At 42.9% G+C, this 11,442-nt stretch carries 11 protein-coding genes; 5 read left to right on the forward strand and 6 right to left on the reverse strand.

Annotated elements, in window-relative coordinates:
• Window positions 1–33 precede the first annotated feature (33 nt).
• Window positions 34–435: a hypothetical protein gene (locus tag DL796_RS05530; RefSeq protein WP_110200651.1), complete on the reverse strand. Its 402-nt coding sequence runs from the start codon at window positions 433–435 to the stop codon at window positions 34–36.
• A 102-nt stretch (window positions 436–537) separates the two neighbouring features.
• Between DL796_RS05530 and DL796_RS05535 the strand changes: the two genes are divergently transcribed.
• Window positions 538–1,281 carry a hypothetical protein gene (locus DL796_RS05535; RefSeq protein WP_110200652.1) on the forward strand — a complete coding sequence of 248 codons (744 nt, stop codon included), beginning with the start codon at window positions 538–540 and terminating at the stop codon, window positions 1,279–1,281.
• 29 nt (window positions 1,282–1,310) lie between these two features.
• On the opposite strand, the gene DL796_RS05540 is transcribed toward DL796_RS05535, so the two are convergent.
• Both DL796_RS05540 and DL796_RS05545 read right to left on the reverse strand, forming a co-directional pair.
• Window positions 1,311–1,730: a CopD family protein gene (locus DL796_RS05540; RefSeq protein ID WP_110200653.1), complete on the reverse strand. Its 420-nt coding sequence runs from the start codon at window positions 1,728–1,730 to the stop codon at window positions 1,311–1,313.
• A 4-nt stretch (window positions 1,731–1,734) separates the two neighbouring features.
• The gene (locus DL796_RS05545) at window positions 1,735–3,666 is read right to left on the reverse strand and encodes a chloride channel protein (RefSeq protein WP_227592980.1); all 1,932 of its coding nucleotides are present in this window, start codon (window positions 3,664–3,666) and stop codon (window positions 1,735–1,737) included.
• Between the two features lie 160 nt (window positions 3,667–3,826).
• On the opposite strand from DL796_RS05545, the gene DL796_RS05550 reads away from it, so the two are divergent.
• The 3 genes from DL796_RS05550 to erpA all read left to right on the forward strand — a co-directional run bounded on the left by DL796_RS05550 (window position 3,827) and on the right by erpA (window position 5,420).
• Entirely contained in the window at window positions 3,827–4,567 is a 741-nt protein-coding gene (locus tag DL796_RS05550; protein WP_110200654.1) for a DUF6776 family protein, read from the forward strand.
• On the forward strand, window positions 4,554–5,015 hold the full coding sequence (locus DL796_RS05555; protein ID WP_110200655.1) for a bactofilin family protein: 462 nt from the start codon (window positions 4,554–4,556) through the stop codon (window positions 5,013–5,015). The genes DL796_RS05550 and DL796_RS05555 overlap by 14 nt, the downstream gene beginning before the upstream one ends.
• A gap of 78 nt (window positions 5,016–5,093) precedes the next feature.
• Window positions 5,094–5,420, forward strand: coding sequence for an iron-sulfur cluster insertion protein ErpA (gene erpA / locus DL796_RS05560; RefSeq protein WP_110200656.1), 327 nt, complete (start codon window positions 5,094–5,096; stop codon window positions 5,418–5,420).
• A gap of 19 nt (window positions 5,421–5,439) precedes the next feature.
• Here erpA and DL796_RS05565 read toward each other — a convergent pair whose 3' ends face one another.
• The 3 genes from DL796_RS05565 to DL796_RS05575 all read right to left on the reverse strand — a co-directional run bounded on the left by DL796_RS05565 (window position 5,440) and on the right by DL796_RS05575 (window position 9,305).
• Window positions 5,440–6,552, reverse strand: coding sequence for a GGDEF domain-containing protein (locus DL796_RS05565; protein WP_110200657.1), 1,113 nt, complete (start codon window positions 6,550–6,552; stop codon window positions 5,440–5,442).
• Between the two features lie 65 nt (window positions 6,553–6,617).
• A complete protein-coding gene (locus DL796_RS05570; RefSeq protein WP_110200658.1) occupies window positions 6,618–7,736 on the reverse strand; it encodes an anhydro-N-acetylmuramic acid kinase in 1,119 nt (372 codons plus the stop codon).
• A gap of 21 nt (window positions 7,737–7,757) precedes the next feature.
• Window positions 7,758–9,305 carry a peptidoglycan DD-metalloendopeptidase family protein gene (locus DL796_RS05575; RefSeq protein ID WP_110200659.1) on the reverse strand — a complete coding sequence of 516 codons (1,548 nt, stop codon included), beginning with the start codon at window positions 9,303–9,305 and terminating at the stop codon, window positions 7,758–7,760.
• A 255-nt stretch (window positions 9,306–9,560) separates the two neighbouring features.
• On the opposite strand from DL796_RS05575, the gene tyrS reads away from it, so the two are divergent.
• Complete coding sequence (tyrS, locus tag DL796_RS05580; protein ID WP_110200660.1) at window positions 9,561–10,757, forward strand: tyrosine--tRNA ligase; 1,197 nt, start codon at window positions 9,561–9,563, stop codon at window positions 10,755–10,757.
• Window positions 10,758–11,442 lie beyond the last annotated feature (685 nt).

Below are 11,442 nucleotides of genomic sequence, written 5' to 3' on the forward strand. Positions count from 1 at the left end.
AGCTGTTCGACTTGTCCTGTCCTAAAATATTAATTAACAACCAATGGTTAATTCACCAACACCACAGTTTGATTTGAACTCATCACTATTTGGTTGAACAAAGTAATTTATTGAGCCACTCAGTTTTATGTATTTTGGTGTATCAAAAGTGTAGGGGGCTAAGTCATGATCTTGTGATGGTGGCTTGTAGTTAGGATTTAATACGAAATAAGTGAAACCATCTGTAGCTTCTTTGTGAGGCCAAGTACCTTGATCGCTGTGGTTGGTGTAGTAATACTCAACATCCCTACTATCTATTGTACCATCTCCCGTCCAGTCTTTGACTGCATCCCAGTTTACATTAGTATCATTATTACTTTGATTATTATCATCTGATTTTGCAATAGATGATATTGAAGCACTTATCCCCAAAAGTAAAATTGCCATATTTTTCATACTTCTTCCCTCTCATTTCAAAGGAACTAGTTATATAAAGTTTACTCAGACTGTCAATAACTTGTATCATTGTGCATGAACGAAATTTTAAAAGGAAGTATTATGAAAAAACGACGTTTTATTATTCATGGGCTTTTTCCTATAGTTGGCATACTAGGTGGAGCTTTTGTGTTGTATTTATATGTTACTACTAACGGACACGTTGAAGTAGATAGTATCGACAAAACAAGCAAAAGTAATAAAGATCAAATGGAGCAATATAATACTGGCGTTGATATGAACAGTGAGTTAAGGGTTGCAACATATGGGCGTGCCCAAGAAGAATCTAAAAATACAAATCTTCAAAAGAATAAGCACATAAACAAAGGAGAGTTGTATCGAGGTTATTCGGATAGGGTTAGGAGCTTATTGTTAGAGATAGATAAGCCCCTTTCGGCGCAGGAGGAAGTTATTTACAAAACCCAAGTAGAAGAAGCAAACAACTTTGCTTTTTCTGATTATAATGTTTATCCAGTTGAAAGCTTGAAAGAACTATCAAAGGCTGGAGATGCTTATGCTAGCCGAGCTCTGGTTAATCGAGTACCAGTAGGAGAGGCCGAAAAGTATGCTAAAAAATCAATAAAGGCAGGCCATCTTATGTACTCCGCGATAGCTTTGCGTCTTATCTTAAATACAGAAACTAGACCAAAAGCATACGCATACCTGTTGCTTGGGAAGAAGCATGGGGACATGATTTCAAAAAAATCATTAAGAGTACATCTCAAAAATATTCCAACGACTGAGGATGAATTCGAAGAGGCTATTGATTATGTACCAAGTCTTGAGCAGGAAATTTCAGAACTGTAAGGTATGCATTTAAACCTTAATCTTAGTAATCAAAACGGTTTAATAACCGCTAAAATAACCGCGCCTAGTAAAAACAGTACGGGAATTTCATTAAACACACGGAAATAGGTGTGACTTTTGTTACAGCGACCATCGGCAAACTGTTTTTGATACGAGCCACAAATAAAGTGGTAAATAATCAATAAGACAATTATCGCCATTTTGGCGTGAAACCAGCCCGCGCTAAGGTAGTAATCCCAGTTGTAAGACGCTAACCACAAACCAAAAATTACCGTTAAAATCATAAAGGGCGTGGTAAAGCGGTAGAGCTTACGTGCCATGATATTGAGCTGATTAAAGGCGCCGTCGTTCTCTGTCTGGGCAAGGTTTACGAAAATTCTTGGCAAATAAAAGATCCCTGCAAACCAAGCAACCATAAAGAAAAGGTGAAACGTTTTAACCCATAACATAGCGTTAACCTGTTTGTGTTTTAGAGTAGATATACTGGTCGGTAATCATATCGCGGGTCACCACGCCATAAATACGTTCTTCTTTATTATGTGTGATGCGGTAGACATAGGCCGCGGAAACTTTACGTTGCTCCATGCGGTCGTAAGCCTCTTCGAGCGTCGCCTGAAGGTCGATGGCAACAACTTCCTGACGGTTTGCCGGGATTTCCATGAGATTAAACACTCTTTGCGGATCGGCTTCGACTGCTTCAGCCTTCGCTTCATTCGATTCGTCAGAATCCGTCATAACGATAGTTTCTAGCGGTTGGCCTGAGTTCTTAGGGTCTTGCTCATCTTTTGAATCCAGTTCCGCATCGGTCTCAGCAGAGTCTTTATGTTTGCTCGATTTTTCTTTTTTCTGCTGTTCACGCTCTAAGATTTCTTCTTGCTTAATTAAATAACGGCCCAAGTCTCGCGCAACCATTAATGAAATGACTAAGCCTTCTTCGTCGCGAATTAGAATCCAGCGAGGCTTATCTTTAAGAGCAATAGAAATTTCTTCAAGCGTCGCTTCCGTTTTCATGTAGGTAATGCTTCGGGTCATGACGCCAGCGACGCCAATACTGCGAAGGACCTGCTTCATAGGGCTGACTTTTAAGCGCATGCCACGATCTGTCATCTGGGTTTCCCAGTATGATTGGCGCTTAAAGAGCTGACTGACCACCATATTGCCGATTACGATGGAAAACATGCCCGGCAAAATAATGTTTGGATTATTAGTGAGCTCCAATAACGCCATTAGCCCTGCTAGAGGCGCTTGAAGCACCGCGCTCATCAGGGTCGCCATGCCAATGATGGCATAGAATTCTGAGTCACTGGATAGGGTAGGGAAGACCAAGCTGCCGATACTACCGAGCAGACCGCCGAGCATAGCACCCATGAAAAGCGTCGGGCCTAATACCCCACCGGGCATCGATAAGCCTGAACATATAGTCGTCGCGATGAACTTGCCAGCGAGGCTAAGCGCCAAAATAGTAATTAGTAATTCGCCTTGAAGGGAGGCGTTAACCGTATCGTAACCGATCCCCATGACCTGTGGCGCGACCAGCGCGATAACACCAACGCTAGTACCACCAATAGTGGTTTTGATCCATACAGGCCAGTCCTTTGAGTGACGGCGAACTTGGCTTGTGAGCATGATGAAAAGGCTTGCGATAACGCCACAGATAAAGCCCAGAAGTAAGAAATACGGCATTTCCCATAGCGACACCAAATCCATTGAGGCTTGGATAGTAAAAGCCGGATCGGAACCGAAAAAGATGCGACTCATGACAGCGCCAGCAACAGAAGCCAAGATAATTGGAATAAAGCTGGCGACAGCATATTCCATAATGACAATTTCCATGGCGAATACAACGCCGGCCAAAGGAGTATTAAAGTTCGCTGAAATTGCGGCGGCACAACCGCAAGCAACTAATATTCGAGTACTGTTATTGGGGAGTTTTAGACGTTGACCGATGAGGCTACCGGTGGTGGAGCCAAGGTGGATCCCAGGGCCTTCTCGGCCGACTGATTGCCCCGAAGCAATGGTTAAGCCCCCAAGGAAAAATTGCACCACGGCGTTCTTCCAAGGCAGATGTCCTTGGTGATAGGACATACGTTCTAAAACGTGGGAGACGCCGACGCGACGAGTTTCTGGATTCAATTGTTGCAGAATGAGGCCTACAACTAAGCCACCAACTGTGGGTAACAGGAGTTTTAAAAGCCAGTCGGCTTGTTCGAAATCTGTATCGCCGGATTGGTCAGTTGCCCATAGGACATAGGAGCTTTCGGTGAAGTATCTAAAGAGGATATTTGAGCCACCCGCGAGCACGCCGCAAATCAGCCCAATAACCGCCATTAAGGCGAGAGCGTCAAAGCCTCCAAGGCGTAATCTTAGGCGATCAATTAGTGTCATTCGGCACTCAAGTCGGTTTCCTTTGGCTAAAATTTCTGTTTTAATGCAACAACCAGCTAGGTCGCTGATTGTAAATAATTTTGTACGCTAATAGCCAACAGCTTCAATGCTTTACATAATAAGAAAATGTGAGCAAAAGAACAAACGATTTCAATGATTTATGACTAAAGATCCCAATCAACCAGATTATATTATTCGAAAGCGACGCAGTGCCAAGTGGTATTGGGGCTGGGCTTTTGTAATTTTTGCGGTTTTAGTCTCAGCAATGGCCTTTGGTTACTGGCTTAATAAACGGCAACACGGCCTTTCGATTACCGCAAAAGAGCAGTTGGAACAGCTTCAGCAACAGTTAGACGAGGCTCAAGCTGGTCTGACGCACTGGCAACAGCAGTATCAAATAGAGCATCAAATCACCCAGCAGTTGAAAACTGAACTCGATAAAATGCACCGAACGAAGAAAAATATCGAGAAAGAGCGTGAAGCTCTACAGCGAATTTTTGATCCAAAAGGTGTAGAGTCTGGTTTGCAGGTGGCGAGCTTTACTTGGCAGAATGAAGGCTCTCGTCTGTATCGATATCGATTAATGCTGATTCAGGCGAAAAACCAAGTTGGTGCTCTGAAAGGCACTATCGATATTTCGATTGTCGGCGAAGAAGCCGGCGAACGCAAAACCTATAATTTTGAGGATTTAAAAGGTACGGACAGCCTAAATAGTACTTTTGATTTTACCTATGTCTCGACACATACTGGAAGCTTTGAGTTGCCCGAAGGATTCGAGCCAAAATTCGTAAGAGTTGTGGCAGCGACTTCGGGACGTGGGGCAAAATCGATTCTCCAAGACTTTTCTTGGAAGCCCACAGTTAAGAGTGATGAGGTTGAGGAAACCAATGAGAAGAAGTAAACGTAAGTCTGATAATGTCGATACCTTAATTGCCAATGGCACCACTATTAATGGTGACATGAGCTTTTCTGGTGCATTATTTGTTGACGGCGAAATCAATGGTGAAGTGAAGGGTGATATAGAAAAACAATCTGTGTTATCCATCGGTGTTCACGGCAAGATTAAAGGCAACATTTCAACGCCTTTCGCTGTGATTTTTGGTCAGGTTGATGGTGATGTTTATGTCACTGAAAAAATCGACCTAAAGCCAGGCGCGAAAATCAATGGTGACTTGTATTATAAGGTCATCGAGATGAATGCTGGCGCTGAAGTGAACGGCAAAATGGTTGTTGTTGGCGACCCAAAAGCGCTAGAGCATAAAGTAGAAGAAGCCCAGGCAGCTCGAAAAGATGATGAGCAAAATGAAAGCCACCAGGAAGCGGTTGGCGCCGAGCCTGCAAAAGCCTAATCGAAGGCTTGAGAAGTTGTCGGGTAGCCCCCATTTACTGATATAATAGAAACAGTGTTGTTTTAGATAGGTGTTTAAATGTCGATTACGGTAACGCAAGCAGCCAGTAACAAAGTACGTCAGCTGATTGAGGAAGAAGAAAATCAAGAGCTTAAGCTGCGTGTGTTTGTGACAGGTGGTGGTTGCTCTGGGTTTCAGTATGGTTTTACTTTTGATGAAACTCAAAAAGAAAATGATATGGCGATCGAGCAGGATGGTGTCAAAATCTTGATAGACTCTTTAAGTTTTCAGTACTTAATGGGCTCTGAGGTGGATTACACCGAGGGCTTGCAGGGTTCACGCTTTATCATTAATAATCCGCAGGCGAAAACGACTTGTGGTTGTGGGTCGTCTTTCTCACTTTAATTGTTAACGCCTAATGCGCTCAGCTCATCTGCTGGGCGCGTAGTCGCTGTTTATCTTTATACATTTCCCTGTCCGCTAATTTTAAAATATCTTCTTTGTCTTTCAGATTAGGCGTTTCCACAGCATTATATTCTGCGTAGCCAATACTACCGCTAATTTCTATGGTTGTGCCTTCGTAAATATAAGGTATGTTTATAGCAGACTTAATTCTGTTGATAATAATGTCGAGCTGTTGATTGGAATACTTAGTTGGACTTTCAATCAACATCAAAAACTCATCACCGCCAATTCGACATATTGTATCTTCGTCGCGGGTCACTTCGAGCAGTTGTTTCGCTGTAAATTTTAGAACCTCATCACCAGCATGATGGCCGTAGTTATCGTTGATGCTTTTAAAATTATCTAAATCAATATTAACCAGGTAAACCCAGCCATTATGCCGCTTAGCACGCTCAATCGACTGTTCAAGCAAGCTATGAAAAACTCGAGAGTTGTAAATACCCGTGAGTTCGTCCTGCTCAGCGAGAATAGTGATTTCAACTCGTTGACGATCAAGCTGTAACAAGGCCTGTTTGGCGGCTAGATACAAACTGCCAATGATTAGAACGGAACTCGTTAGTGGAATTAATGAGCCTAATATAGCAGTTAACCAGCCGCTCACCGAAGATAGGTAAGAAACCGGGTCTACGGAAGTTTCAAGTATACCGTTAACGTATAAGTAGCCGATAATAGAGACATAAATCGCAAAAACGATGCTGGCATATATCCCAACTTTTATGCCATAGAACAGGGTAATAAATATTATCGAAAGTATTGACCATAACATTCCATTACCCAGCAATCCCCAGTTATAAACCCCTGCGATAGCCACAAGGCTGGTAACAATGAGAATAAAATTCATCTTAAAGTTGATGCTGAGTCTTTTGCGGTAGATTGTGGTCGCGATTAATGCCACTGAAATAATGGCGTGTAGAAACATAGAGACCATAAGGCCAGACATCGGTATACGGCTAATCGAGGCAAGGGTGGCAGGCACTGCGCAAATTGTAAGAAATATAATAATTTTATCGATAGAAGCGGTTAAAATGTTCTCCCATCGTTTTGAAATACTTATGTCTTTTATTATTTGCATACTAAATTATGCCAATTTTAATGCAAAATTGCATTAAAATTGTACAGTTTAAGCGAAATTAGTGCTTAGTTACTGTAAGTTGCACCCAGAATGCTATTTTCAATAGAGCCAGTGATACTGCTCAACTCGATGGGTTCTTGGGCGATAGTTTTCGATGCAAACCAGGCAAAAGTCATCGCTTCAACCCAATCAGGAGATATTCCGAGTTCTGAGCTATCAGCTAGAGTATAAGATGGAAGTATTTGTTGTAAGCGGTTGCGTAAGGCGATGTTGTGTGCGCCGCCGCCACAAAGGTAAACCTGTCCATGCCCCATTTCGGAGTTTATGGAGCTAGCAACGGTTTGCACCGTTAATTCGAGTAGGGTTCTTTGCACATCCTGTGGGGCGAGCTTTGAGAGTTCTAGAGGTTTCGATTTTTGCTGTAACCAACTTAGGTTGAAGTATTCACAGCCGGTACTTTTCGGTGCTTGCAGCTCAAAGTAGGGCTCGTTCAAAAGGTTCACTAACAATTCAGGAATTACCTCTCCAGTGGCCGCCCAATCCCCATTTTCATCGTAACTGACTTGTTTATTTTGCAAGATCCACTGATCCATTAGCGTATTCGCAGGACCTGTATCGAAACCTACCGGTGCTTGGCCAGGCTGTAATAAGGTGACATTTGCAATACCGCCAAGGTTTACAACAGCGCGTGGCTGCTTTTCATCAGAGAAGAAGGCCTGATGGAAAGCAGGTGCAAAAGGAGCTCCTTGGCCACCATGAGCCATATCACGACGACGAAAGTCGGCAATGGTCTTGATACCCGTTTTAGCGGCGATAATGTTGCCGTCACCGATCTGTAAGGTAAAAGGGTAACGAGAATCGGGACGATGACGCACCGTTTGCCCGTGACTACCAATCGCCACCACATCTTCTGATGAACATTTCGCTTGGTGTAACAGTTGTTGCACAGCTTGCACGAAGTGCAACGCCACTTGATGATCCAACTTACCGAGTTGATCAATCGGATCACCCTGATAGATGGATTTACCGAAATCGAGTAACTGTTGTTGTAACGGTTTAGGGTAGGGGTAACTGAGAGAGTGAAGCAGTTTAATCGATGGACTCGAACTTTTGTCGATATCACAAAGGACAGCGTCGATGGCATCAACGCTAGTCCCTGAGATTAGTCCGATAAATAAGGCCACAGCTTTAGGCTCTGTGACCGTTTATTTTTGAAGTTTACTGTTACTTGCTGAACCCGCTGACTTTTCATCATTTAGGCGAGCAAAGTAGGTTGTGCGCTCAGTTTCAAGGCGCGCCACTAAAGGCTTCGAGTGCTCTTGGAATCGAGCCATTTCAGCTTTTGGCACTGGTGCGGCATGTGGCAATTTCACCGTACGCGGATTGCGGTGAACACCATTGACCACAAACTCATAGTGTAAGTGCGGTGCTTGTGACATTCCCGTTGAACCGACGTAACCAATGATTTGCCCTTGCTTTACACGTTGCCCGGCTTTTACCGCACGCTTAGAAAAGTGCAGGTATTTAGTCGTGATGTTGCCACCGTGTTGGATGAATACATAGTTACCATTAAAGCGGTTGTATGCTGATTTAACCACACGACCATCGCCTGCTGCGCGGACTGGTGTTCCGATTGGTGCACGATAATCGGTACCGCGGTGCGCTTTAACGCGCTTTTGGATCGGGTGGAAACGTTTCGGATTAAAGTTTGAACTCACGTAGTTAAACTTTAGTGGCGCGCGTAGGAAGGACTTGCGTAAAGCTTTACCTTCTGGCGTGTAATAAGCGGTACGGCCGTTGGTATCGGTGTAGCGAACGGCAGCGTAATGCTCGCCCATGTTATAGAACTCAGCCGATAAGATGTTGCCATAACCCGCTTTCTTGCCATCAATGTACTTTTCTTCATAAAGCACAGAGAAGCTGTCGTTTTTACGAATTTCTAGTGCAAAATCAATGTCATATTCGAAAACGCCGGCTAGCTCCATAATCACGCCATCAGGCAACCCTGCTTGTTTACCGGCATTGTAGAAGCTGCTGGTAATAGTCGCAGTGGCGAAGCGTTGCTTGAATTCAATAGGTTTCTTATCTAAAGAAACGTCGAACTCTTTATCCGCCAACTTAGTAATAACGAGCGTGTCGCTAGAGTTGAACGGGTAACGCAGTTCCTGGAAACCTTTGTTTTCATTGGCTGCAAACTCAAGAGTGTGACCAGGGCGAATCTTTTTTAAGATATCGACTTGATCGTCAGACTGCATTATATAGTGCAGATCTTTTGAGCTGAAACCTAACTTATTGAAAATACGCGAGAGGCTTTCGCCTTTGGCCACTTTGACAGTCTGCCAGTCGTATTTTGGTTTAGTCGTTTTCTTCACAAACTCTTTAATAGCGGTTGTCGCTTGTTCAAGATCTTGTGAGTTTTGTGGATTTTTTGAGTGCGCTTGTTCGTTTGTGGACAGTTTTTGCTTGGCTGGCTCAAGAACACCGTCAGTCAATGGTAAGCTGTTAGACTCTGTGTCTAAGTTGGCTGAATTGGCTGTGCTATTATTGTCGTCCGTTGATAATTGTAGTGTTAAAATTTCTTGTTGTTTTTCTTGAGTGGAAGACTCTTCTCCTGGAGTCATTGCTAAGTAAGATACTGCCGCAAATACGACTGATAACGCAGAGATCGTTACGATCGCGCCCTTTCGTCGGCTTTTCTTTCGGGAAAACAGAGGCTTGCTTCTGTTAAACCCTTTATAATCACGGTTTATCATAGTTTACTTAAGAAATTAGTTGAATAGTTTTTGCGCAATAACAATAACCTTATGACCGCTATTGGTCAATGTAAAAAAGCTTTAAATCCATAATTTGGTCATATTTGAATTGGAAATGTGAAAGAGTCAGGTTTTTTTACACTTTTGAGTTAGGTTTGTCGCAGCTTTGTCAGTTGCCTTTTTTGCTCTGAAACCGTTGCATCGCATGACAATTCGTGTATCTTTGAGCCATCAAAACAAGAGAGTATCGCACTTATGAAAGACTTTGAAACCATGTTTGAGGAACTCAAGCGTGGTGCTGATGAGATTTTGCCAGAAGAAGAGTTGCTGGAAAAGTTAAAAGAAGGTCGTCCACTAACGATTAAAGCGGGCTTTGACCCTACGGCACCGGATCTGCACCTTGGGCATACCGTATTAATTAATAAAATGCGCCAATTCCAGCAGTTTGGGCATAATGTAGTATTCCTTATTGGTGACTTCACCGGCATGATCGGCGATCCAACGGGTAAAAATGTCACTCGTAAACCGCTGACTCGTGAAGATGTCCTAAAGAATGCGGAAACCTATAAAGAGCAGGTCTTTAAAATCCTCGATCCTGAAAAAACCACTATCCGCTTTAACTCAGAGTGGTGTGAAAAGTTAGGAGCTGCCGGCATGATTAAGTTGGCATCTAACTTAACTGTTGCCCGTATGTTGGAGCGCGATGACTTTAAAAAGCGTTACAGTAATGAGCAACCTATCGCTATCCATGAGTTTTTATATCCATTAGTTCAGGGTTATGACTCTGTGGCGATGGAAGCTGACGTTGAGTTGGGTGGAACGGATCAGCGCTTTAACCTATTAATGGGGCGTGAATTACAGAAGTCAGAGGGCCAGAAGCCACAAACGGTCATGATGATGCCTTTGTTAGAAGGACTCGATGGCGTTAATAAAATGTCAAAGTCCTTGAATAACTATGTGGGCATCACTGAAGCTCCAGGTGTTATGTACCAAAAGCTATTGTCGCTACCAGACGATATGATGTGGCGCTACCACGAACTACTATCCTTTAAGTCGCTTGAAGAAGTGGAGCAGCTAAAGAAAGATGTAGAAGCTGGAACTAACCCTCAAGAAATTAAGAAAGCCTTTGCTTTGGAAATCATTGAAAGGTTCCATGGTAAAGAAGCGGCACAAAATGCGCATAAAGGTGCTGGCAATATTATTAAAGAGGGTGAAGTACCGGAAGGAACTCCTGAAGTTGAGGTGAGTCTGGACGGTGCTGAAGAATTCCCGATTGGAGCCGTTATTAATAGAGCAGGTCTAGCAGCAAACTCAGCCCAAGCAAAAGATATGTTGAAAAACGGCCGTGTTAAAGTGGATTGGGAAGTTGTAGAGCCTTCTTATATGGTGAAAGCTGGTAAATACTTAATCCAAGCAGGCAAAAAGAAGATTGCTTACGTCACTGTGAGCTAAAGTAGCGACCCAAGCGGGGTATAAGCATATATAAGAAAGGTCACTTCGGTGGCCTTTTTTATTAGTTAGATTAAAAAGTATTCTTGATTGATTGTTTTATCATCTTTTTGAGCAGCTTTTGAACGAAAAATAAGGGTTAAAAAATAAATTCATAAAAGTTTCAAAAAAGGGTTGCGGAGTGCAATTTAGTCTCTATAATGCGCTTCACTTTCGAGGCAAACACAGCAAGAGCTGGCCACGAAAGACGCTCAGGAAGAGAGGCTTTTGAAACGATGTAAAAAGTTTCAAAAAGAGTGTTGACAGGAAGTTAAGGCGCTATATAATGCGCGCCGCTCTGAACGAAAAGTTCGAGCAAGCCGCTCAGGGATTTGAGGGTACGATAAAGTGATTTAAGGTTTTGAAAAATAAACGTTAAAAAGATTATCGAAAACGGTTGACAGGAAGTTGGGGCGATATATAATGTGCGCCCACTTGAGTGAAGCGAGTTCTTCACCAAGACGTTCTTTAACAGATTGATAAGACAATTTGTGTGGGCACTTGTGTCAATGTTGAAATACAAACAACGATGCAGTGACCAACACCCAAAAAATTTATTCGATTGATTTATTTTTTAATAAGTTGGTGATTCATCGAGCAAAAGATTAGAGAGCTTCGGCTTTCGAAAAACTTTAAACTGAAGAGTTTG

Source organism: Kangiella spongicola (assembly GCF_003194565.2).
Taxonomy (GTDB): Bacteria; Pseudomonadota; Gammaproteobacteria; order Enterobacterales; family Kangiellaceae; genus Kangiella; species Kangiella spongicola.